Origin of the sequence: Streptomyces sp. NBC_01116, from assembly GCF_041435495.1 — a bacterium.
Taxonomy (GTDB): Bacteria; Actinomycetota; Actinomycetes; order Streptomycetales; family Streptomycetaceae; genus Streptomyces.
This window is the reverse complement of sequence record NZ_CP108644.1, coordinates 4,012,958-4,035,806: the sequence shown is the minus strand read 5'-3', so window position 1 is coordinate 4,035,806 and position 22,849 is coordinate 4,012,958. Positions and strand designations below refer to the sequence as shown.

The 22,849-nt window shown below is 71.8% G+C and carries 18 protein-coding genes, 6 tRNA genes and 1 riboswitch; of the genes, 15 read left to right on the top strand and 9 right to left on the bottom strand.

Annotated elements, in window-relative coordinates:
- Positions 1 to 499 precede the first annotated feature (499 nt).
- The 3 genes from OG245_RS17605 to hrpA form a co-directional block, all read right to left on the bottom strand.
- Positions 500 to 781, bottom strand: coding sequence for a DUF6274 family protein (locus OG245_RS17605; protein WP_371624464.1), 282 nt, complete (start codon positions 779 to 781; stop codon positions 500 to 502).
- Between the two features lie 169 nt (positions 782 to 950).
- Positions 951 to 1,025 (bottom strand) — tRNA-Asp (locus tag OG245_RS17600).
- A gap of 127 nt (positions 1,026 to 1,152) precedes the next feature.
- Positions 1,153 to 5,085 (bottom strand): ATP-dependent RNA helicase HrpA, encoded by a 3,933-nt coding sequence (hrpA, locus tag OG245_RS17595; RefSeq protein WP_371624463.1) that lies wholly within the window; start codon positions 5,083 to 5,085, stop codon positions 1,153 to 1,155.
- 132 nt (positions 5,086 to 5,217) lie between these two features.
- On the opposite strand from hrpA, the gene OG245_RS17590 reads away from it, so the two are divergent.
- The 3 genes from OG245_RS17590 (at position 5,218) to OG245_RS17580 (ending at position 7,428) form a co-directional block, all read left to right on the top strand.
- Positions 5,218 to 5,673: a hypothetical protein gene (locus tag OG245_RS17590; protein ID WP_371624462.1), complete on the top strand. Its 456-nt coding sequence runs from the start codon at positions 5,218 to 5,220 to the stop codon at positions 5,671 to 5,673.
- 64 nt (positions 5,674 to 5,737) lie between these two features.
- A complete protein-coding gene (locus OG245_RS17585) occupies positions 5,738 to 6,559 on the top strand; it encodes a DsbA family protein (protein WP_371624461.1) in 822 nt (273 codons plus the stop codon).
- Positions 6,556 to 7,428, top strand: coding sequence for a cytochrome c biogenesis CcdA family protein (locus tag OG245_RS17580; protein ID WP_371624460.1), 873 nt, complete (start codon positions 6,556 to 6,558; stop codon positions 7,426 to 7,428). The genes OG245_RS17585 and OG245_RS17580 overlap by 4 nt, the downstream gene beginning before the upstream one ends.
- A gap of 38 nt (positions 7,429 to 7,466) precedes the next feature.
- Here the strand turns inward: OG245_RS17580 and OG245_RS17575 are convergent.
- From OG245_RS17575 to OG245_RS17560, 4 genes are all read right to left on the bottom strand, one after another.
- Positions 7,467 to 7,543: transfer RNA gene (locus OG245_RS17575), tRNA-Phe, on the bottom strand.
- A gap of 21 nt (positions 7,544 to 7,564) precedes the next feature.
- Positions 7,565 to 7,639, bottom strand: a tRNA-Asp gene (locus OG245_RS17570).
- A 38-nt stretch (positions 7,640 to 7,677) separates the two neighbouring features.
- Positions 7,678 to 7,750 (bottom strand) — tRNA-Glu (locus tag OG245_RS17565).
- An 80-nt stretch (positions 7,751 to 7,830) separates the two neighbouring features.
- Entirely contained in the window at positions 7,831 to 9,474 is a 1,644-nt protein-coding gene (locus tag OG245_RS17560; protein ID WP_371627911.1) for a metallophosphoesterase, read from the bottom strand.
- A gap of 112 nt (positions 9,475 to 9,586) precedes the next feature.
- Here OG245_RS17560 and OG245_RS17555 point away from each other — a divergent pair, with 112 nt between their 5' ends.
- The 7 genes from OG245_RS17555 (at position 9,587) to OG245_RS17525 (ending at position 15,224) form a co-directional block, all read left to right on the top strand.
- Entirely contained in the window at positions 9,587 to 9,937 is a 351-nt protein-coding gene (locus OG245_RS17555) for a metallopeptidase family protein (protein WP_032790371.1), read from the top strand.
- The gene (locus OG245_RS17550; RefSeq protein ID WP_371624459.1) at positions 9,934 to 10,443 is read left to right on the top strand and encodes a CrcB family protein; all 510 of its coding nucleotides are present in this window, start codon (positions 9,934 to 9,936) and stop codon (positions 10,441 to 10,443) included. The genes OG245_RS17555 and OG245_RS17550 overlap by 4 nt, the downstream gene beginning before the upstream one ends.
- On the top strand, positions 10,440 to 10,814 hold the full coding sequence (crcB, locus tag OG245_RS17545; protein WP_371624458.1) for a fluoride efflux transporter CrcB: 375 nt from the start codon (positions 10,440 to 10,442) through the stop codon (positions 10,812 to 10,814). Before OG245_RS17550 ends, crcB begins: the two co-directional genes overlap by 4 nt.
- Positions 10,815 to 11,207: 393 nt before the next feature.
- Positions 11,208 to 11,783: a hypothetical protein gene (locus OG245_RS17540; protein WP_371624457.1), complete on the top strand. Its 576-nt coding sequence runs from the start codon at positions 11,208 to 11,210 to the stop codon at positions 11,781 to 11,783.
- 239 nt (positions 11,784 to 12,022) lie between these two features.
- Positions 12,023 to 14,326 (top strand): DEAD/DEAH box helicase, encoded by a 2,304-nt coding sequence (locus tag OG245_RS17535; protein ID WP_371624456.1) that lies wholly within the window; start codon positions 12,023 to 12,025, stop codon positions 14,324 to 14,326.
- Positions 14,327 to 14,533: 207 nt separating this feature from the next.
- Positions 14,534 to 14,607: transfer RNA gene (locus OG245_RS17530), tRNA-Lys, on the top strand.
- Positions 14,608 to 14,738: 131 nt separating this feature from the next.
- Entirely contained in the window at positions 14,739 to 15,224 is a 486-nt protein-coding gene (locus OG245_RS17525) for a hypothetical protein (protein ID WP_371624455.1), read from the top strand.
- A 91-nt stretch (positions 15,225 to 15,315) separates the two neighbouring features.
- Here OG245_RS17525 and OG245_RS17520 read toward each other — a convergent pair whose 3' ends face one another.
- Positions 15,316 to 16,116: a lysostaphin resistance A-like protein gene (locus OG245_RS17520; protein WP_371624454.1), complete on the bottom strand. Its 801-nt coding sequence runs from the start codon at positions 16,114 to 16,116 to the stop codon at positions 15,316 to 15,318.
- A 213-nt stretch (positions 16,117 to 16,329) separates the two neighbouring features.
- Between OG245_RS17520 and OG245_RS17515 the strand changes: the two genes are divergently transcribed.
- The 5 genes from OG245_RS17515 to OG245_RS17495 all read left to right on the top strand — a co-directional run bounded on the left by OG245_RS17515 (position 16,330) and on the right by OG245_RS17495 (position 21,185).
- A tRNA-Met gene (locus OG245_RS17515) sits at positions 16,330 to 16,403 on the top strand.
- Between the two features lie 107 nt (positions 16,404 to 16,510).
- Positions 16,511 to 17,257, top strand: coding sequence for a MerR family transcriptional regulator (locus OG245_RS17510; RefSeq protein ID WP_371624453.1), 747 nt, complete (start codon positions 16,511 to 16,513; stop codon positions 17,255 to 17,257).
- A 141-nt stretch (positions 17,258 to 17,398) separates the two neighbouring features.
- A complete protein-coding gene (locus OG245_RS17505; RefSeq protein WP_371627910.1) occupies positions 17,399 to 18,619 on the top strand; it encodes a PP2C family protein-serine/threonine phosphatase in 1,221 nt (406 codons plus the stop codon).
- A 273-nt stretch (positions 18,620 to 18,892) separates the two neighbouring features.
- Positions 18,893 to 19,045, top strand: a riboswitch (cyclic di-AMP (ydaO/yuaA leader).
- Between the two features lie 11 nt (positions 19,046 to 19,056).
- The gene (locus tag OG245_RS17500) at positions 19,057 to 20,088 is read left to right on the top strand and encodes a M23 family metallopeptidase (RefSeq protein ID WP_371624452.1); all 1,032 of its coding nucleotides are present in this window, start codon (positions 19,057 to 19,059) and stop codon (positions 20,086 to 20,088) included.
- A 152-nt stretch (positions 20,089 to 20,240) separates the two neighbouring features.
- Entirely contained in the window at positions 20,241 to 21,185 is a 945-nt protein-coding gene (locus tag OG245_RS17495; protein ID WP_371624451.1) for an aldo/keto reductase, read from the top strand.
- Between the two features lie 49 nt (positions 21,186 to 21,234).
- Here the strand turns inward: OG245_RS17495 and OG245_RS17490 are convergent, their stop codons facing one another.
- On the bottom strand, positions 21,235 to 22,776 hold the full coding sequence (locus OG245_RS17490) for a PrsW family glutamic-type intramembrane protease (RefSeq protein WP_371624450.1): 1,542 nt from the start codon (positions 22,774 to 22,776) through the stop codon (positions 21,235 to 21,237).
- Positions 22,777 to 22,849: the final 73 nt, after the last annotated feature.

The following is a 22,849-nucleotide window of genomic DNA, read 5'->3' as shown; positions in this document are numbered from 1 at the left end:
CCAGCCGCCCACCCTTGGCTCCACTCGACGGACGCCTGCCCCAACGGGCGTCATACCTGTGTCCTACGGGTGCCGTCGTGTCGATCGCGCTGGACTCCGCCGGGTCCAGCGCGATCTTTTTTGTGCCCGAACGGGCCTCCGCCGGCCGCTCCGGGCGCCTTTCCGGGCCCTCCCGGCCCTCTCCCGGCCCTCGGGGGCGGCCGAACCAGAACCGCGCGGTCGGTCGGCTTTCAGGCGCCGACGGGGGCGTTCGTGGGTCTGTGAGCGGGTCTGTGCGGGAGTGTGGGTGAGCGTCCCGGACGCGGTGGGACAGCCCCGGACGGATCGGTCTCCGCGAGCCGGTCACCCCCGTGCAATTGCACATATTAAATTCACCAGTTGTAGGGGAGGTGTAAAAACCCCCGGTCTGAAAACTGGTTCGGTGACTACCGTCACACCATCTGATGCTTGCCAACTTCGAGCCTGCCACTGACCGGAGGCGGAAGCATCCGGCCGATGGTCATGTCGTGGAGGGTCTTTCGGCCCCGGCCTCGCTCCCGTCGGGCCGTCCGGCGGACCGCCGGCCTTCGGAGGCGCCCTGCGGGGCCTCGGAAGGGCCCTGCTGGGCGCTGGAGGGGCCTTCGGGCGCTCCGCGCTCCGTGTCGCCCCCGGGCTCCATGGCGAGGCGCAGGAGGCGGTGGCAGACCGCGCAGTCCCGGGTGAGGTGGCGGAAGGCGGAAGCGGCCGCCAGGTGGGCGCGCAGCAGTGCGCGGATCTCGTGCCGTGCTGTGGACGCGGACATACGAGCCACCTCCTGGTGAGCCGGCCGTCCCCCGCCGTGAGCGCCGAGGAACGCCGAGGAACGCCGAGAAGCATCGGCGGCCTCTGCTTCTCCGGGGTACCGGTGGCGGTTGTCCGCGTCAAGACGCGAGAAAGCCCGGATCGAAAACGATCCGGGCTTTCTTCTACTGCGGTCCTGACGGGATTTGAACCCGCGGCCTCCACCTTGACAGGGTGGCGAGCACTCCAAACTGCTCCACAGGACCAGGTTTTCGCCGCTTGCCTTGCGGCTTGCTGCGAAACCAGACTGTACAGGAGGTGGGAGGCCCAGGTCGACTTCACTTCCGGTGGTGGTTCCGTCACTGCCCGCCGGGCCCCGCCGGTGCCTGTGCGTCAGGGTGCGAGGGCGTCGATCGCCTTCACGATCCGCTTGTCCGAGACGGGGAACGCGGTGCCCAGCGCGTGGGCGAAGTAGCTGACCCGCAGCTCCTCGATCATCCAGCGGACGTCCAGCGCCTCCTGCGGCACCGGCCGGCCCTGCGGGAACTGTTCGAGCAGCCAGGCGTACTCGTCCTGCATCTCGTGGACCTTCGCCATCCGTGTGGTGTCCCGCTGGACGGCCGTCGGCATCTGCTGGAGCCGCCGGTCGGCCGCCACGAGATAGCGCATCAGGTCCGGCAGCCGGCGCAGTCCGGTGGCCGTAACGAAACCGGGCGGTACGAGACGGGCCAGCTGATCCCGTACGTCCGTGACGTTGGCCACCAGTGTCAGGCTGTTCGTCGACTTCAGCCGGCGCTCGCAGGCCTGCCACGCGGCCAGGATCTGCTGCACCTGGTCGATCGTGCGGACGGTCAGGTCCACCAGATCGGCGCGGACCTTGTCGTACAGCGTCCGGAACGCCTTCTCGTCCCACGCGGGCCCGCCGTGCGCGGCGATCAGCCGGTCGGCCGCGGCGGTGGCGCAGTCCTCGAAGAGGGCCTGGACCGAACCGTGCGGATTACGGGACAGGGCCAGCTTCTGCTGGTTGGAGAGCCGGTCCGAGGCGAACTTCGCCGGGTGCACCGGGATGTTCAGCATGATCAGCCGCCGGGTGCCGCGCCACATCGCCTGCTGCTGCTCGGCCTCGGTGTCGAAGAGGCGCACGGCCACGGTGTCGCCCTGGTCGACGAGGGCCGGGTACGCCTTGACCGGCTGACCGGCCCGCCGGGTCTCGAAGACCTTGTTCAGCGCCCCGATCGTCCAGTCGGTGAGGCCCGACCGCTCGATGGACTCCCCGGAGGGCCCCGCGGTCGCCGCGGCGGCCTTGGAGAGCGCCTGCCGGGCCTTCGGCCGCAGCTGGAGCTTGAGCGCCTCCAGGTCCTTGTCCTCCGCGACCTTCCGCCGCCGCTCGTCGACGATCCGGAACGTGATCTTCAGATGGTCCGGCACCCGGGAGAGGTCGAAGTCGTCGGCCGTGACCGGCACGCCGACCATCCGCTGGAGCTCCCGCGCCAGGGTGAACGGCAGCGGCTCCTGGAGCGGGACCGCCCGGTCCAGGAACTTGTCGGCGTAGTTCGGCGCGGGGACGTAGTGCCGGCGGATCGGCTTCGGCAGCGAGCGGATCAGCTCGGTGACGACCTCCTCGCGGAGCCCCGGAATCTGCCAGTCGAAGCCCTCGGACGTGACCTGGTTGAGCACCTGGAGCGGTACGTGGACGGTCACGCCGTCCGCGTCCGCACCGGGCTCGAACTGGTACGTCACCTTGAACTTGAGCTTCCCCTGCCGCCAGGAGTCCGGGTAGTCGTCCTTGGTGACGGCCCCGGCCTTCTCGTTGATGAGCATGGAGCGCTCGAAGTCGAGCGCGTCCGGCTCCTCGCGCTTCTTGTTCTTCCACCAGGAGTCGAAGTGCGCCCCGGACACGACGTGCTCGGGAATCCGCTGGTCGTAGAAGTCGAACAGCGTCTCGTCGTCCACGAGGATGTCGCGGCGGCGCGCCCGGTGCTCCAACTCCTCGACCTCGCCGAGGAGTTTGCGATTGTCATGGAAGAACTGGTGGTGGGTGCGCCAGTCGCCCTCGACCAGGGCGTTGCGGATGAACAGATCCCGCGAGGCTTCCTGGTCGATACGACCGAAATTGACCTTGCGCTGAGCGACGATCGGCACCCCGTAGAGGGTGACCCGCTCGAACGCCATCACCGCGGCCTGATCCTTCTCCCAGTGCGGCTCGCTGTAGGTGCGCTTCAGCAGATGCCCGGCCAGCGGCTCGATCCACTCGGGCTCGACCTTGGCGTTGACCCGCGCCCACAGCCGGGAGGTCTCCACCAGCTCCGCCGACATCACGAACCGGGGCTGCTTCTTGAACAGCGCCGACCCGGGGAAGATCGCGAACTTGGCGCTGCGCGCGCCCAGGTACTCGTTCTTCTCGGTGTCCTTCAGCCCGATGTGCGACAGCAGCCCGGCCAGCAGCGAGGTGTGCACCGCCTGCTCGGGGATGGACGCCTCCGCCTTGGGCTCCTCGACGGTGATGCCCATCTGCTTGGCGACCGTCCGCAGTTGCGCGTAGATGTCCTGCCATTCGCGGATGCGCAGGAAGTTGAGGTACTCCTGCTTGCACATCCGGCGGAACGAGGACGAGCCGCGCTCCTTCTGCTGCTCCCGGACGTAGGCCCAGAGGTTCAGATACGCCAGGAAGTCGGACGTCTCGTCCTTGAACCGGGCGTGGTTCTGGTCGGCCTGGGTCTGCTTCTCCGAGGGCCGCTCGCGCGGGTCCTGGATGGAGAGCGCGGCGGCGATGACCATGACCTCGCGGGCGCAGCCGTTCCTGTCGGCCTCGATGACCATGCGGGCCAGGCGCGGGTCGACGGGCAGCTGGGAGAGCTTCCGGCCGAGGGGCGTCAGGCGTTTCCTCGGATCCTTCTCACCGGGATCGAGCGCCCCCAGCTCCTGGAGGAGCTGCACGCCGTCGCGGATGTTGCGGTGGTCCGGCGGGTCGATGAAGGGGAACTTCTCGATGTCGCCGAGCCCGGCGGCGGTCATCTGGAGGATGACGGAGGCCAGGTTGGTGCGCAGGATCTCCGGGTCGGTGAACTCCGGCCGGGTGACGAAGTCGTCCTCCGAGTACAGCCGGATGCAGATACCGTCCGACGTACGGCCGCAGCGGCCCTTGCGCTGGTTGGCGCTGGCCTGGGAGATCCGCTCGATCGGCAGCCGCTGGACCTTGGTGCGGTGGCTGTAACGGGAGATCCGGGCGTTGCCCGGGTCGATCACGTACTTGATGCCGGGGACGGTCAGCGAGGTCTCGGCGACGTTGGTCGCCAGCACGATGCGGCGTCCGGTGTGGCGCTGGAACACCCGGTGCTGCTCGGCGTGGGAGAGGCGCGCGTAGAGGGGGAGCACCTCGGTGTGCCGGAGGTTGCGTTTGTTCAGCGCGTCCGCCGTGTCCCGGATCTCGCGCTCGCCGGAGAGGAAGACGAGGACGTCACCGGGGGCCTCGTGGCCCAGCTCGTCCACGGCGTCGCAGATCGCGGTGATCTGGTCCCGGTCGGAGTCCTCGCTGTCCTCTTCCAGCAGCGGGCGATACCTGACCTCCACCGGATACGTCCGCCCGCTGACCTCCACGATCGGCGCCTCGCCGAAGTGGCGGGCGAACCGCTCCGGGTCGATGGTCGCCGAGGTGATGACGACCTTCAGGTCCGGGCGCTTCGGGAGCAGCCGGGCCAGATAGCCGAGCAGGAAGTCGATGTTCAGGGACCGCTCGTGGGCCTCGTCGATGATGATCGTGTCGTACGCCAGCAGCTCGCGGTCCGTCTGGATCTCGGCGAGCAGGATGCCGTCCGTCATCAGCTTCAGATACGTCGACTCCGGGTTCACCTGGTCGGTGAAGCGGACCTTCCAGCCGACCGTCTCGCCCAGCGGCGTCTTCAGCTCGTCCGCGACCCGCTCCGCGACCGTGCGGGCGGCGATCCGCCGGGGCTGGGTGTGCCCGATCATGCCCCGGACGCCGCGCCCCAGCTCCATACAGATCTTCGGGATCTGCGTGGTCTTGCCGGACCCGGTCTCCCCGGCGACGATCACGACCTGGTGGTCGCGTATCGCCTCCAGGATCTCGTCCTTCTTCTGGCTGACGGGCAGCTCTTCCGGGTACGACAGGGCCGGCAGCCGGGCCGCGCGCGCCGCGAGCCGTTCGGCCGCCTTGCCCGCCTCGGCCGCGATCTCGTCCAGCACGGACTGGCGGGCCTCGGGCTTGCGGATGCGGCGCGCTCCTTCGAGGCGCCGGCCGAGCCGGTTCGCGTCACGGAGCGAGAGCTGTCCGAGCTGGGACTGGAGATCGGCGAAGGAAGTAGACATACGGCTCCCAGGATCTCACCCGGGCCCACGGAGTGGCGACCTCATTTCGCGCGGACTGCGTCACGCGGCACGTACCATTTCGGGCAGCCGAACGCTCCGTCACCGCCGCTTCCGCGAGAAAGGCCCGGTCCCGTGTCCCGTACGCAGTGGTGGAGCCTCACCGCGCTGATCGCGGTCGTCGTGGGACTGCTGTGCGGACCGGCGGCGCTCCCGGCAGCCGCGCTCGGGGCTCCGGCGCCTTCCGCTTCGGCTCCCTCCGTACCGGCTTCCTCCGCTTCGGCGCCCTCCGCTTCGGTGGCGTCCGCGCCGGCGACGTCCGGCGTGCGGGACACGTCACCGGCCCCGGTGGCCGAAACCGCCGGCGCGGACACCCCGGTCCCCGGCTGCGGGAAGCTCCGCGACCACGACGGCGAGCCGGCCGTTCCCGCCCGCTCCCGCTCCGCGCACGACCAGGCGCCCGGCCTCGCCCCGTGGGGGCTGCCCGCGGCGACGGGCGCGCTGCCGGCCGAGCCGCCGCCGGGCACCCGGGCCCGCGCCCCGGCCCCGTACACCCCGACCCCCGTGGAACTCTCCGTGCTGCGGGTGTAGGCGGGCACCGCCCGACCCACGCCCCTTCTCCCTCACCTCCCGCACCACCAGCCCGGAGTGCCGCATGCCCACGCCCAAGAAGCCCGTCTCCACGGGCCAGAAGTCCTCCTCCCGCAAGCCTTTGGTCTACGGCGCCGTGATCGTCGCGGCCGCCGGTCTCCTCGGCTTCGCCTCCTACCGGGCCACCGCCCCCGACGACACCGCCCCGGACACCTCCTCCGCCCCGGCCGCCGAGGTCTCCGCCGACCCGAACGAGGGCGTCTACCCGGAGCTGGCGAAGCTCGCCCGCCGGGACGCGGACGACAAGCTGGCCATCGGCCGCGCGGACGCCCCGGTCGTCCTGATCGAGTACGCCGACTTCAAGTGCGGCTACTGCGGCAAGTTCGCCCGGGACACCGAGCCGGAGCTCATCGAGAAGTACGTGAAGGACGGCACGCTGCGCATCGAGTGGCGCAACTTCCCGATCTTCGGCGAGGAGTCCGAGAACGCCGCGCGCGGCGCCTGGGCCGCCGGGCAGCAGGGCCGCTTCTGGGAGTTCCACAGCGCCGCGTACGCCGAAGGGGCGAAGGAGAAGGGCTTCGGCAAGGACCGGGTCGAGGCGCTCGCCGAAGAGGCCGGGGTGAAGGACCTGAACCGCTTCAGGGAGGACCTCGACGGCAGGCCCGCCCGGGACGCCGTCGCGAAGGACCAGGAGCAGGCGTACAGCATCGGCGCGACGTCCACCCCGTCGTTCCTGATCAACGGCCGCCCGATCGCGGGAGCACAGCCGGACGAGACGTTCACGCAGGCCATCGAGGCCGCCGCCGAGCAGGCGAAGGCCACCGGCAAGGACACGGCCGAGGACACCGGCAACGCGGGCGACGAGGCCGAGGACCCCGCCAAGTGACGGCGGACATCGGCTACTTCGCGGCGTTCCTCGGCGGGCTGCTCGCCCTGGTCAGCCCGTGCAGCGCGCTGCTGCTGCCGGCCTTCTTCGCGTACTCCATCGACTCCACCTCACGACTGCTGGCCCGCACCGGCATCTTCTACGCCGGGCTCGCCACGACCCTCGTCCCGCTCGGCGCGGCCGGCAGCTACGCGGGACGGCTGTTCTACGGACACCGCGACGCCCTCGTCACGGGCGCGGGCTGGCTGATCATCGTGCTCGGCGTCGCGCAGATCGTCGGCCTGGGCTTCGCGTCCCGGCGGATCGCGGCCCTCAGCGGCCGGATCCGTCCCACCACGGCGTTCTCCGTCTACGCCTTGGGCGCGGTCTACGGCCTGGCCGGATTCTGCGCCGGTCCGATCCTCGGCAGCGTCCTGACCGTCGCGGCGGTCAGCGGCAGCCCGGTCTACGGCGGTCTGCTGCTGGCGGTCTACGCGCTCGGGATGGCCGTACCGCTCTTCCTGCTCGCCCTGCTCTGGGAACGCTTCGACCTCGGCCGCCGCGCCTGGCTGCGCGGCCGTGCCGTCCGGCTCGGCCGGTTCGAGCTGCACACCACGTCGCTGCTGTCGGGGCTGTTCTTCATCGGGCTCGGCGCGCTGTTCCTCGTGTACGACGGGACGACCGCGCTGCCCGGCCTGCTGGGGGTCGACGAATCGTTCGCGGTCGAGCAGTGGGCGCGGAACCTGGGCGAACAGGTGCCGGACGGGGTGCTGTTGGGAGCGGTGGTGCTCGTGGCACTGCTGGTCCTGGGCGCCCGGGCCCGGCGGCGGCGCGGCACCGACGTACCCACGGAAGAGGCGGGGAAGGCCGAGGCGGCGGAGAAGGTGTGACACGGCGAAGGCCCCGTCCATCGGACGGGGCCTTCGAGTGGTGGCTGGGGCCGGGATCGAACCGGCGACCTATCGCTTTTCAGGCGATCGCTCGTACCAACTGAGCTACCCAGCCACGCAGCCACAAGGGCTGCAGCGGTCCTGACGGGATTTGAACCCGCGGCCTCCACCTTGACAGGGTGGCGAGCACTCCAAACTGCTCCACAGGACCAAGCAATGCGCGAGACAAGTCTCGCACACGGTGAAACGTGCCCCCAACGGGATTCGAACCCGTGCTACCGCCTTGAAAGGGCGGCGTCCTGGGCCACTAGACGATGAGGGCTATTGGCCCGCCTGTTCGCTTTGCAGCGCGTCGGGGACGTGAGAAGCATATGGGATGAGCGGGGCTATCGCCAAAACCGTTTACGGCGAGGGAGTGGAGCGCGCCGGGGAGCGGGTGGCGGAGGACGGGGAGGACGGCGAAGGGGTGGGGGAGACCGGGGCGTCCTTCTTCAGGTTCTCCTCCGGAAGATGGCGGCTGACCTCGGCGGTCGTCAGCCCGAGACCGCCCAGCGTGATCTCGTCCCAGGCCTGGAGCCGACGGGTCGAGCGGTCCATGTAGAGCACCGAGGCGTGCACCTTCTCCGGCTTCTCGTTCTGCACGGCGCGCAGCCCGCCGCCGCCCGTGGAGCCCTCCACCTTCAGCCGTGTGCCGAGCTTCAGCTGCTCGTTGATCCGGCGGTGCAGGTGGCCCGACAGCACCAGCGGCACCGTGCCGTCGGTCTCCCGGGCGGTGTTCGGGTCGTGGGCGACGGCGATGTCGACCGGGGTGCCCGCGCGCTCCTGGTCGCGCAGCGCGGAGGCCAGCCGCATGCCCTCCAGCCGGGCGGCCTCCTTGTTGCCGCCGGGGCCGGTCCGGTCCGGGGTGAAGGAGGCGTCGCCGGTGCCCGCGATCCGCAGCCCCCCGACGTTCACCGCGCCGCCGTCGTCCAGGACGCTCACGTTCTTGAACTTCTTCAGATATGCCTGGGTGACGGGGGAGTCGTGGTTGCCGCGCACCCAGACATAGGGCGCGCCGAGGTCGCGGATCGGGTCGAGGAAGCTGTTCTCGGGGGCGGAGCCGTGGTCCATCGTGTCGCCGGAGTCGACGATGACGTCGATCTCGTACTGCTCCACGAGCGAGGCGATGATGTGCCAGGCCGCCGGGTTGAGGTGGATGTCGGAGACGTGCAGGACCCGGATGGTGCCGGGATCGGGCTGGTAGACGGGGAGCGTGGAGGTCGCGTCGTACAGCTTGGTGACGTTGGTGACCAGGCGGGCCAGTTCCTGCTGGTAGATGTCGAACTCGGTGACGATGGAGCGGGCGTCGCCGACCAGGGACGGGGCGCTGGAGAGCAGCCCGGAGAACTTCGGCTCCAGGACGGACTTCGGGTTCCAGGTGGCGTACGCGCTGACGCCGGACGCGGCCAGCAGGGTGAGGGCGAGCCCGCCGGCGGCCAGGGCGCGGCGGGGGCGGCGGTAGACGACGAGCCCGAGCGCGGTCGCTCCGGAGACGACGGCGACACAGGAGCGCACGGCCAGCTCCCGGGTGCCGGCGGCGACGTCCCGGGTGACCTCGTCCTGGAGGCTGGAGAACCGTTCCGGCTGGTCGACCAGGGCCTGGGAGCGTTCGGGGTCGAGGCGGTCCACGTCCACGTCGAGCCGGAGCGGCGCGCTGTGCGAGTCCAGCTCCAGGGCGCCGAGCGGGGACACGTTGATCTTGCTGCCGCCGGTCAGGGAGGGGCGCAGCGTCATGTTGGTGTCCATGGGGCCGACCGGCGTACGGATGGAGCCCACGGCGAGCAGTCCGAGCCAGGCCCCCAGCACGACGACGGCGAGCATGCCGAGGGCGCGGAGGTACGGGCGGCGGGCGGGGCCGGTCAGGTCGCCGGTGGCCGCCGCGCCGGCGCGGGCGGAGGTGCGGGGCCGGGTGTCGGCGGTGTCGCGGCCCCGGGACTTCGGGGCGACGAGCTGGCTGAGGCGGTGCCGGACGCGGTCGGCTGCGGCACGGAACGGGGCGCGGACCATTGGGCCCGTATGCCCCGGTACGGCCTTGGCCATGCCGGGCGGTCTCCCCGGTCATGAGTCCGGTTCGGTCGCCGGCCGCCCGTACTCCGCCCCCGTACGGGACAATGGCCGGGTGCTGGAGATGACGCGCGAACAGTTCGAGGAGCTGGTGAGCCAGGCTCTGGACCGCATTCCGCCGGAGCTGACACGGCTGATGGACAACGTGGCCGTGTTCGTCGAGGACGAACCGGAGCCCGGCGACCCCGATCTGCTCGGGCTCTACGAGGGCACCCCGCTCACCGATCGCGGTGAGTGGTACGCCGGGGTGCTGCCGGACCGGATCACCATCTACCGGGGGCCGACGCTGCGGATGTGCGAGTCGCAGGAGGACGTCGTCGCGGAGACCGAGATCACCGTGGTCCACGAGATCGCCCACCACTTCGGCATCGACGACGAGCGGCTGCACGCCCTGGGTTACGGGTGAGCGACCGGGCCCCGCGGGAGCTGCCGGAACCCGGCCCGCCCGCCGCCCCGCAGGGCCGGGTGCTCGCGGCGGTCGCGGCGGGCGGCGCGCTCGGCGCCCTCGCCCGCTACGGGGCTCTGATGCTCCGGCCCGGCGGATGCGGCTTCCCGTGGACCGTGTTCGCCGTCAATGTGAGCGGCTGCGCCCTGATCGGCGTGCTGATGGTGCTGACCGTCGAGCGGGGCCGGGTGACCCACCCCCTGGCGCGGCCCTTCCTCGGCGTCGGCGTGCTCGGCGGCTTCACGACCTTCTCGACGTACGCGGCCGGCGTCTCGGACCTGCTCGTCCGTCAGGAGGCCCTGACCGCCCTGGCCTACGCGGCGGCGACGGCGGTGGCGGCGCTCGGGGCGGTGTGGGCGGCGGCCTCGGGGACGAGGAGGTGGCTGGACCGGGGGTTCGGGGGCTCCGGCGGCTCCCGTGGTTCCCGTGGTTCTCGGGGTTCCCGCGGCGAGGGGCGGGTCGCGTGAACTGGCTGCTGGTGGCGATCGGCGGGGCGGTGGGCGCGCCGCTGCGCTACCTGACGGACCGTGCCGTGCAGGCGCACCAGGGGCCGGGCGTCCCGTACGCCTTCCCGTGGGGCACCTTCACGGCGAACACGGCGGGCAGCCTGCTGCTGGGGCTGCTGACCGGTGCCGCGGTGTCCTCCCCGGCGCACGCCCTGCTGGCGACGGGCCTGTGCGGGGCGCTGACGACGTACTCCACGTTCTCGTACGAGACCCTCCGCCTGGCCGAGACGGGCCGGGCCTTCCTGGCCGCGGCCAACGTCCTGGCATCGCTGCTGGCCGGCCTGGGCGCGGTGTTCCTGGGGGCGGAACTGACGGGCGGGTCCGGGGGGTAGCGGGCCGGCGGGGGCGGTGCCAGGTGCCGTCCGGGCGTGTGCCCGCGGGCGGTCGCGCTGAGGCGTCGGTGCGGGCGCGGGTGCCGGGCGGGGGCTTCGACGTGACGCCCGGGGCCGTTTCGGCGGGCGTCCCGCCCGGGCGGGACCGGCGGGTTCGGGGCCTGTCGCGCGGGCCGTCGCGCGGTCGGGTGGTGTTTCGGGCGTGTCTCCGGCGGGGTCGCGGGAGTTGGGCACGGTGCGACGTCGTACCGCTCGCTTCGCTCCTGCTTCCGCTCCGCCCCGGCGCCGGGCTCTCCGCTTCCGCCCATCGCCCCGCTTCCCGCTACCGGCTTCCGCCCATCGCCTCTCGCCTATCGCCCCGCTCTCCGCCCCCTCGCCCCGGAGGTGCCACTCGTGCGCCAGTTGTCCGTCCCTGCCCGCTGGGCAGCCGTCACCGCGCTGACGATCGCCGCGTCCACCGGCTGTATGAGCGTCGGCGAGGACGACGCCCGGGCGCCGGGGCCCTCACGGTCCGCCGGCCCGAAGGGCTCCGCCGCCGATCCGGCCGGGGACACGGTTCCGGGCTCCGGGCGGACCGGGAGGCGCGTCGGCGGCGTCCACCCCCAGTCGGACCGGGCCGTGCCCGGGAGCAGCCCGAGCCCGGACGCCTCCGGTGCTGTGCCGTCGGTCACGCCTGAGGACCCGGGCCGCCCCGAACCGGCCGCGCCCGGCCCCACCCGGGGCGGCCCCCCGCCCTCGCCGACGCCTTCGACACCGGGGCCGGGGGAGCCGCCGCCGACCACTCCGGAGCCGCCGGCGCCGCCGACGCCCGCCCTGGACCCGGAGCCCGATCCGGAGCCCACCGCTCCGTCGGAGCCGCCCCCCTCCGCCTCGCCCGCCGCGCAGTTGCGGGCCCATGCGATGAGCGGACCGGAGGCCGCCGGGCCGCGGCGGACTCCGGAGGCATCACCGCAGGTGGGGCCGGTCTAGCCGGAGGTCTTCGGGGGCTGGTTTGCGCAATGTGGGTGAGAGTGCGTATGGTGGTAGATCGTTTGATCCCATTGCCCGGCGCCGACACAGAAGAGCGCCGTGTGGCGCGTACTCTCCCTTGCCGTGGCTGGACCGCATTGAGGCGGTCGAAATTGCGAATCACGGAGTTATGGGCGCGTGCCGAGACTCCGGAAGGTTTCGCATTTCGCATGTCAATTTCCAGTTCTGACCACACCGTCATGCCCGAGAACGTCGACAACGCCGAGCTCGCCGAGCTCGTCGAGGCCGCTGTGACCGAGGCCCCCGCCGGCGCCACCGCCCCGGCCGCCGAGAAGACCGTCGTCGCCGAGAAGTCCGTCGCGGACTTCATCACCGACGATCAGGCCGACACGCAGGCCGACGCTCCCGCCGACGAGATCGCGGACTCCGCCGAGGAGATCGCCGACGAGGCCGACGCCGAGCCGACCATCACCTTCGGTGACCTGGGCCTGCCCGAGGGCATCGTCCGCAAGCTCGCGCAGAACGGTGTGACCGCCCCCTTCCCGATCCAGGCGGCGACCATCCCGGACGCCCTGGCCGGCAAGGACATCCTCGGCCGCGGCCGTACGGGCTCCGGCAAGACGCTCTCCTTCGGTCTGCCGCTGCTGGCCTCGCTCTCCGGTGGCACCACCGAGAAGAAGAAGCCGCGCGGCATCATCCTCACCCCGACCCGTGAGCTCGCGATGCAGGTCGCGGACGCCCTCCAGCCGTACGGCGACGTGCTCGGCCTCAAGATGAAGGTCGTCTGCGGCGGTACGTCGATGGGCAACCAGATCTACGCGCTGGAGCGCGGTGTCGACGTCCTCGTCGCCACCCCGGGCCGGCTGCGCGACATCATCAACCGCGGCGCCTGCTCCCTGGCGAGCGTCCAGGTCGCCGTCCTCGACGAGGCCGACCAGATGTCCGACCTGGGCTTCCTGCCCGAGGTCACCGAGCTGCTCGACCAGATCCCCGGTGGCGGTCAGCGGATGCTCTTCTCCGCCACCATGGAGAACGAGATCGGCACGCTGGTCAAGCGCTACCTCTCCAACCCGGTGACGCACGAGGTCGACAGCGCCCAGGGCAACGTCACGACCATGTCGCACCACGTCCTCGTCGTGAAGCCGAAGGACAAGGCGCCGGTCACGGCCGCCATCGCCGCCCGCAAGGGCCGCACGATCATCTTCGTCCGCACCCAGCTGGGCGCCGACCGCATCGCCGAGCAGCTCATCGAGTCCGGCGTGAAGGCCGACGCGCTGCACGGCGGCATGACCCAGGGCGCCCGTACGCGGGTCCTGGAGGACTTCAAGAAGGGTTACGTCAACGCGCTCGTCGCGACCGACGTCGCCGCCCGCGGTATCCACGTCGACGGCATCGACCTGGTCCTGAACGTGGACCCGGCCGGCGACCACAAGGACTACCTGCACCGCTCGGGCCGTACCGCCCGCGCCGGCAAGTCCGGTGTCGTCGTCTCGCTGGCGCTTCCGCACCAGCGCCGCCAGATCTTCCGCCTGATGGAGGACGCGGGCGTCGACGCCTCGCGCCACATCGTCCAGGGCGCGGGCGTCTTCGAGCCGGAGGTCGCCGAGATCACCGGCGCCCGCTCGCTCACCGAGGTCCAGGCCGACTCCGCGAACAACGCCGCCAAGCAGGCCGAGCGCGAGGCCGCCGACCTGACGAAGCAGCTGGAGCGCGTCCAGCGCCGCGCCGTCGAGCTGCGCGAGGAGGCCGACCGCCTGGTCGCCCGTGCCGCACGCGAGCGGGGCGACGACCCCGAGGCCGCGGTGGCCGAGGTCACCGCCGAGGCCGAGGCCGCCCTTGAGGCAGCCGTCTCCGTACCGGAGCAGCCGGCCGCCCGCGACGAGCAGCGCCGCGACGAGCGGGGCAACTACGAGCGCCGCGACAACCGCGGTGGCGACCGTGGCGGCTACCGCGGCGGCAACGACCGTCGCGATGACCGTCCGTCCGGTGGTTTCCGTTCCGGTGGCAGCGGCGACCGTCGTGATGACCGTGGTGGGCGTTCGTTCGAGCGTCGGGACAACGACCGTCCCTCGTTCAACCGCGACCGTCGCGATGACCGTCCGTCCGGTGGTTTCCGTTCCGGTGGCAGCGGCGACCGTCGTGATGACCGTGGTGGGCGTTCGTTCGAGCGTCGGGACAACGACCGTCCCTCGTTCAACCGCGACCGTCGCGATGACCGTCCGTCCGGTGGCTTCCGCTCCGGTGGCAGCGGCGACCGTCGTGATGACCGTGGTGGGCGTTCGTTCGAGCGTCGGGACAACGACCGTCCCTCGTTCAACCGCGACCGTCGTGACGACCGTCCGTCCGGTGGCTTCCGCTCCGGTGGCAGCGACCGCCCGTTCAACCGTGACCGTCGTGACGACCGGCCCTCGGGCGGCTTCCGCTCCGGCGGCAGCGACCGCCCCACCGGCCGTCGTGACGACCACCGCGGCGCCAACACCGGCACCAACACCGGTTCCTTCGGCCGCCGCGACGACAAGCCGCGCTGGAAGCGCAACGGCTGACCTCCGCCCGGCCGGCACCCGGCCGGGCAGGTCCGCCTGACAGACCGGCAGGGCCCGTACGCCACCGAACCGACTCGGTGACGTACGGGCCCTGTTGCTGTTCCCGGCCCCGGAAGCCTGCCTCCCGGGGGCCCGCGACGGGCCCGACACCGATACCGGATCGGCTGCTGGGACCGGGCGGGCTATGCTCGGGGGGTGATCCGTCGAGGGCCGTTAGCTCAATTGGTCAGAGCAGCGGACTTTTAATCCGTTGGTTGTGGGTTCGAGTCCCACACGGCCTACCTCTCGGCCCCAGGTCAGAGCACTGCTCCGGCCTGGGGCCGCTGTTTGTCCGGGTCCCTTTCGGCCAGATGCTCCCCGTGAGGCGCGCGATAGTATCCGCGCCCTGCCGTCGAGCCGAGGAGCCGGGCGCATGACGACCATCGCCGTGACCGGGCACATGGACCTGACCGACGAGACCATGCCCCGGGTACGGGCCGCGCTGCGCGAGCTGCTCGCCGGTTACAGCGACGACCTGACGGGGGTGTCCTGCATCGCCGCCGGGTCCGACAGCCTCTTCGCGGAAGTCGTCACCGCCATCGGTGGCCGCCTCGTCGTGGTGATCCCCTCCCGGGACTACCGGGAAGCGGAGGTGGAGCCCGATCACGCCGCTGTCTTCGACCACTTGGTCGAGGCCGCCGAGGAGGTGGTGACGCTGCCGCACCCGAGAGCGGACAGGGCTGCCTACGAGGCGGCCAACGCAGAGCTGCTGCGCCGTGCCGACCGCCTCGTCGCGGTCTGGGACGGCACGCCTCCGTCGGGAAAGGGCGGCGGTACCGCCGACACCGTCGAGCTGGCCCGGCGGGCGGGGCTGGCGGTCGATGTGATCTGGCCGGCCGGAGCCGCTCGGCGCGGGTGACGCCGAGCGCACGATGTGCCGGCAGACGCCCGTGGCCGGCGCGGTGTCGGCGCGGCTGCCGGCTTCGCGGCTGCCGGTGAGGGGGGCGTGGTCAGGCGGGGGCCTTCTCCGCGTCGGGTTCGATGGAGCGGCGCCTGACGAGCAGCACGATGATCAGGACGGCCTGGAGGACGATGATGAGGGCCATGCCCGCGGACGCCTGGGGCTCGTCGCCGACGAGGTTGGAGAACAGGCTGGTGTCCCACAGCCCGTGCACGAGCATCGGCAGCAGGATGACGCCGCCGACGCGGAGGCACAGGTAGAAGAAGTAGCCCGACGTGGAGACGATGAGCGCCTGGAGGATGGCCTGCGCGCCCGCCCCGATGGCGTTGCTGAGGTGGACGAGGCCGAAGACGAGCGAGGAGAAGAGGGCGACCTTGCCCTCGGTGAGCCCGGCCCGGCGGAAGACCTGCACGCCGATGCCCCGGAACATGAGCTCCTCGCCCACGCCGACGAACAGGCCCAGCAGGAGCAGGCAGGCCACCAGGGAGACGCTCTGGTCGCCGAGGTGACCGTAGTTCAGGCCGAGCAGGGCGACGGCCAGCATGGAGGCCGGGACCCAGCGCACCCAGCGGCGAACGGGCGCGCGGTCGTGCAGGACCTCGCCCCACCAGCCGAGCCGGGTCACGACGGCGGCGGCGAAGACGATCGACGCCCCGATCGGGATCAGAGCGTTGCGCACGAGGGATTCCGTGGTGGGGAACGCGCTGTCGGAGGAGCTGGTGTCCACGCCGGTCAGGAGTCCCAGGCCCTGGATGATGCCCGCGTACACGACGACGATCACCAGGAACCACGGCCACGTCAGTCGTCGCCCCGGCCGGCCGTCCCGTATCGCGCCCGTCTCGTCCCGCACCCGCGTCACCCTCTTCTCCGATGGCGCGAGCACTGCCGTCGCTCCGCCTGCCGTAGCCACACGGTCAGGTGCGGACGTTCTCAAAGATCTCATGCGGAACAGTGCAAAAGCCATGAGGTTCCCCGAGATCGACGCCCCGGGGCCCCGGCCGGGGCAGCTGATCCGTAAGTGGTCGAAGGCGCGCCGGGAATGCCGTAGAGTTGTGTTTACCGACGCGGGGTGGAGCAGCTCGGTAGCTCGCTGGGCTCATAACCCAGAGGTCGCAGGTTCAAATCCTGTCCCCGCTACTGAAGACCCGGGCCCGGCACGCACAGCGTGCCGGGCCCGGGTCGTTTCCGGCTCCGTGCTGGTTCGGCTTGACCTTGACGCAGCGTAAAGATCTAGCGTTTCCGGCATGGAGTGGTCCATTCAGGAAATCGCCCGACAGGCCGGCACCACGAGCCGCACGCTCCGGCACTACGGAGACCTCGGCCTTCTCACGCCGAGCCGGATCGGGAGCAACGGCTACCGCTACTACGGCCAGGACGCCCTCGTCCGGCTGCAGCGCATCCTGCTGCTGCGGGAGCTCGGTCTTTCGCTGCCCGCCATCAAGGACGTGCTCGTGGGGCAGCGGGACACCGCGGTGGCGCTGCGGGCGCATCTGCGGCTGCTCGAACAGGAACAGGCGCGCATCGGGCGGCAGATCGCCTCGGTGCGGACCACTCTCCACAAGACGCAGGAGGGGATGGAACTCATGGCCGATGAGGTGTTCGACGGCTTCGACCACACCGCCCACGAGCAGGAGGTCACCGAGCGCTGGGGCCGGGACGCGTACGAGGAGGGCGACCGCTGGTGGCGTTCGCTCGGGCCGGAGAGGAAGAAAGCCTTCCAGGACGAGCACGAGGCCATCGCGCGCGCCTGGGGCCGGGCCAGGGAGGCCGGCCTCGCCGCTGACGGGGCCGAGGCGCAGGACCTCGCGCGACGGCACTGCGCGTGGCTGTCCTCGGCCAAGGAGCCCAGCCGTTCGTACGTGATCGGGCTCGGCGAGATGTATGTCGCCGATCCCCGCTTCGGAAAGAACTACGATCGCTACGGGGACGGCACCGCCGCCTTCGTACGGGACGCACTGACGGTATACGCGGAACACCGGCTCTCCGACTGACCACGGAAGGCCGGACCGCCGTCCGCCTTCCCCCTATCCGGCCGATGCGGAGCAGCCGCTCGGCGCGGCTCCGGGAAGCCTGGGCGGGGCGCGGTACCGTCCGCAGCCGTGGGTGGACCGGGCAGGAGTGCACAGGTGGGGATGGCCGACGAGCGGCGCAGTGGCACGGCGGGGAGCATCGACGCCGTGGGCCGGGTGGTGTTCGGGTCCCGGGAGGGCCAGCTGACGTCCGACGGCCGGCGCACCGGGCGGTTCGTCCGGATGCTGCCCGCCCTGCTGATCCTCGGCGGGCTGGTGTTCGACTCGCTGGCACCGCCGAACTTCACCGCGGTACCCCTGTTCGTCGCGGCCCCGCTGATCGCCGCGCCGTTCTTCTCGAAGTCCCGGACCGTCCGTACGGGTATCGCCGCGGTCCTGTCCGTCATCGCGATGCGGCTCTCCGACGGGACCTCCACCCAGGTGGTCCCGGTCATCGAGATGCTCACCGTGCTCACGGCCTCGGTGCTGGCCCTCGTCATCAACGGCGTCGTGCGGCGCGGCAACGAGCAGCTGGCCTCGGCCCGGGTCATCGCGGAGACCGCCATGCGGGCCGTGCTGCCGACCCCGGCCGAGCGGATCGGCGGACTCCAGGTGGCCGCGCGGTACGAGGCGGCGCAGGCGGACGAGTTCGTGGGCGGCGACCTGTTCGCCGTCGCGGACACCCCGTACGGCGTACGTGTGGTCGTCGGCGACGTACGCGGCAAGGGGCTGGACGCCGTGGAGGCGGTGGCGGTGATCATCGGGGCGTTCCGGGAGGCCGCCGAACAGGAGCGTTCGCTGGAGGGAGTCGCGCAGCGACTGGAGCGGGCGCTGGCCCGGGAGGGGACGCGGCGGTACGGGCTGGACGCCATGGAGGGGTTCATCACCGCCGTGCTGGCCGAGATCCCGCCCGGTGCGGAGTCGTTGCGCATCGTCAACCGCGGCCACCCCGAGCCGATCCTGCTGCACGCGGACGGCGCCCTCGAGGTGCTGGCGCCCTCGGTGCCCGCCATGCCGCTGGGGATGGACCTGGGGGTGTGGCCGGACCGGTCCGACGAGTGGGCGATGCCCGCCGGGGCGACGCTCCTCGCCTTCACGGACGGCCTGTCCGAGGCCCGGGACCCGAACGGGGTCTTCTACGACCCGGCGGCCCGGCTGCGCGGCCGGATCTTCCCGGGGCCGGAGGAGCTCTTGTCGGCGCTGACGGACGACGTACGGCTGCACACCGGCGGGCGGACCACGGACGACATGGCGCTCATCGCGGTGGGCCGGCCGGCGGAGGGGCAGCCCGTGCGCCGGACGACGGTGAAGATCGTGGGCCGGGGCGACGACTCCGGGCGATGACCCCGGGCGACCTCGGACGATGACCCCGGGCGATGACCGATCGATGACACGGTGCGTAATCGAAGGGCACCGCTGCGCATAACATTTGACACACCATCAGAAAAAGGGGTGTGGCTGAGGCACGGTCAAGTCGCCCGATTGCGCCCGGTTGTCACCCGTACATCCCTGCCGTGTTCGTTAATGATCAACAGGAACAGCTTGGAATAGGGCCCGTCTGTCTATTAACGTTCGATAACGCAGCGCGGTCGTCACAGCCGTCGTCAGAGACGGCGCCGCGCGCGAGCGCCGAATTCCGCAAGGGAACCGGGGAACCACCTACATGGGGTGAATCGGACGCCTGCGTCTCGTGAGGGACGGAGGGGCCCGTAGGAGACCTTCCTGCTCCGAACCCGTCAGCTAACCCGGTAGGCGAGAAGGAAGGAAAGGAGTGCGCCCACGTGGCGTCCAACAAGCCTGCCCCTGAGGCCGTGTCACCCTTCAGTGCCGACACCTACGGTGGCGCGGAGCGGTCCACGGGGGAGTGGAATCCCACCGCGGAGTCCATCCGCCCCGTGCGCGGCAAGCACCGCGTGGCCAAGCAGCGTGGTCTGGCCCGCAGCTCCACCGTCCTCGGCGTCGGTGTCATAGCGGCCGTCGGTGCGGGCGGTATGGCCACCGCCCAGGACAAGGCGCCGGTCTCCATCTCTCTTCCCGATTCCATCGCGGACAACCTCCCCGACGCCAAGTCCCTTCCCGGCGTCGGGTCTTTGATGTCCGACGAGGCGGAGCCCGCCCCGGTCGCCGCGTCCGCGCCGCTCACCACCGCCGGCCTCACCACCGCCGAGGCGGAGCAGGGCACCGGCGCCGGCGAGGCGCTGCGTGCCCGGATCCTCCAGCAGGCCGAGCAGCAGCAGGCCAGCGCCGACGCCGAGGCCAAGGCCGCCGCCGAGAAGGCAGCGGCCGAGACCGCCGCCGCCGAGGCCAAGAAGCAGCAGGACGAGGCCGAGGCCGAGGCCGCCGCGAAGAAGAAGGCGGCGGAGGAAGCGGCGAAGAAGAAGGCGGAGGCCGAGCGCCTCGCCAAGCTGGCCGCCAGCTTCTCCCTCCCCACCTCCTCGTACACGATCAGCTCGACCTACGGTCAGTCCGGCGCGATGTGGTCCTCCGGCCAGCACACCGGCCTCGACTTCGCCGGGTCCACCGGCGCGCCGCTCAAGGCCGTGCACAGCGGCACGATCACGTCGGCCGGCTGGTCGGGCTCGTACGGCTACCGCACGGTGCTCCAGCTCGATGACGGCACGGAGATCTGGTACGCCCACCAGTCCTCGATCGACGTCTCGGTCGGCCAGAAGGTCACCACCGGCCAGACCATCGGCCGCATGGGCGCCACCGGCAACGTGACCGGCACCCACCTCCACCTGGAGGTCCGCACCGCGGGCGGTTCCGCGATGGACCCGCTGGCCTGGCTGAACAGCAAGGGCCTGAACGTCTGACCTCCCGGCCCCGCGGCTGAGGTCCCTCGTCGCCGCCGACCCCGGCAGCCCTGACGCACCCCCCCGACGTCAGGGCTGCCGGTCTGTCCGGGCACGGCATCGCCCGCCGGCCGACGGAATACCGTCCCCGCCCCGGCTCGTTGAACCTCCACATGACTTCTCCGCGCACTCTCGGCTCCTCCGACCTCCAGGTCTTCCCCCTTGCCCTCGGCGGCAACGTCTTCGGCTGGACGGCGGACGAGGACCAGTCCTTCGCCGTCCTGGACGCGTACGTCGCGGCCGGCGGCAACTTCATCGACACCGCCGACTCGTACTCCGCCTGGGCCGAGGGCAACGAAGGCGGTGAGTCGGAAGCCGTCATCGGCAAGTGGCTCGCCTCCCGCTCCCACCGGGCCGACATCGTCGTCGCCACCAAGGTCGGCGCCCACCCCGAGCACCGCGGCCTCTCCGCCGGCACCATCAAGGGCGCGGCCGAGGCCTCGCTGCGCCGCCTCGGCACCGACCACATCGACCTCTACTACACGCACTTCGACGACGAGACCGTCCCGGTCGAGGAGATCATCACCGCCCTCGACCAGCTGGTGAAGGACGGCAAGGTGCGGCACATCGCGGCCTCCAACATCAGCCCCGAGCGCCTGCGCGCCTCGCTCGACTTCTCCGAGCGCGCGGGCCTCGCCCGGTACGTCGCCCTCCAGCCGCACTACAACCTGGTCTCCCGCGACACCTACGAGGGCGGTCTCCAGGACACCGCGGCCGACGCCGGCCTCGCCGCCGTCCCGTACTTCGCGCTCGCCTCGGGCTTCCTCACCGGCAAGTACCGCCCCGGTACGACCGTGGAGAGCGCCCGCTCGGCGAAGGCGGGCAGCCACCTGGAGTCGGAGCAGGGCCGCAGGGTGCTGGCCGCCCTCGACCGGGTCGCCGGGGAACGGAACGCCGAGATCGCCACGGTCGCCCTCGCCTGGCTCGCGGCACAGCCGACCGTCGCGGCCCCGATCGCCTCCGCCCGTACGGTCGAACAGGTCCCCGCCCTTGTCGCGGTCGCCGATCTGCGGCTGACCGACGACGAACTCGCCCTGCTCACCGAGGCGTCGGCCTGACGGAGCGGGACGCCGCCATCCCCGGCGTCCGCTACGGCCGCGGCTACCGCTACGTCGGCGGGCGGCGGTGGCTGGGTGGTGTGCCGCCGTACGGCTGGGGCGGCGGGTAGGCGCCGGGGCCGTATCCGGGCGCGTGCCCGGGCCCGTACGTTTGCCCGTATCCGGGTGCGTGCCCGGGGCCGTGGGCGGTTCCGTACCCGTACCCGTGTGCGGTCGCGTACCCGGTGGCGTACCCGCCTCCGCTTCCGTACGGCGACGGCGACGGCATGGGCCGGGCGTGGTGGGCGCCGGGGCGGGCCGTCAGGAGGGCCGCGTGGGCGAGGGCCGGGGCCGCGAACTCCCGGCGCTGCCAGAGGTGGTGCAGCAGCTCCCGCTCCCGCGCGCCGAAGTCAGGGCCCACCGCGCCGTGGCGGGCCCGGCGGCGCAGCCCCGCCAGGGAGGTCGCGAACGACTCGTACTCCGCGACCGCGCGGGCCGCGGCCCGGCCCCGCGCCCGGTCCGGCTGCCAGTGGCGGGCCAGGTCGCGGGCCATGCCCCGGGCCCGCATGGAGGAGAGCGCCGACGGCTCGGCGGGGCCGAGCCAGCCGGCCGCAGCGTAGGCGGGCAGTTCGGCCGCGAGGGTGCGCAGCTCCCGCTGGCGCGACCAGATCGCCAGCCAGGTCACGAGACCGAACGCCGGGACCATGACGATCCCGTACACGGCGTAGAAGCCGTACGGGCCGAAGGACGACGAGCCGTTCCACAGGGCGTGCAGACCCATCGCCAGCAGCAGCCCGAGCAGCGGCAGGGCGATCCGGCGGACCCGGTGGCGGCGGGCGCTGACCGCCGCGAAGCCGAAGCCGAGGCCGGTCAGGACCGTGAACAGGGGGTGCGCGAACGGCGACATCACGATCCGCACGAAGAACGTCCCGGCCGTCACCGAGGCGAACCCGGAGCTGCCCAGCTGCTGGTCCTCGCCGAAGGCGTTGCCCAGATAGAGGATGTTCTCGGTGAACGCGAAGCCCGTCGCGGTGAAGCCGGCGACGACGACGCCGTCCACCACGCCGCTGAACTCCCGTCTGCGGAACAGGAAGATCAGCAGCACGGCCGCCGCCTTCGCGCTCTCCTCGACCACGGGGGCGATCACCGTCGCCCCCAGGGTGTCGGCGCTCGCCGGATCGGCCGTCGCGGTCGCTATCCAGCGCGTCGCGAACGAGTTGGCGATGATCGCGACGAGCGCGGCGGCGCACGCGCCCCAGGCGAAGGAGAACAGCAGATTCCGCCAGGGCCCCGGCTCGACCCGGTCCAGCCAGCGGAAGGCCGCCATCAGGAGCGGCACCGGAAGCACCGCCAGGCCGAGACCGACGAGGAACCCCTCCGGGCCGGTCTGCTCACGCACGAGGGCGAGGATCACCAGCCCGCACAGCACGAGCGCCACGATCACGGCCCCGGCGCGGAACACCTTGCTGCGCCACACCATGCCGACGCGGTGCGGCCGGTAACGCCCTCGGCCGCGCTCGGGCGCGGCGCCCAGGACCTCGTCGAGCCGCTGCTCGTGGAGGACCGGGACGGCTGGTCGCGCCTGCTGATGCTGCACGGAGGGGTCGGACACCACTCGACCCTAACGAGGAGCACCGACACCCGGCGACGGCGCATCCGGCCAGCCCACGGCGCATCCGGCCAGC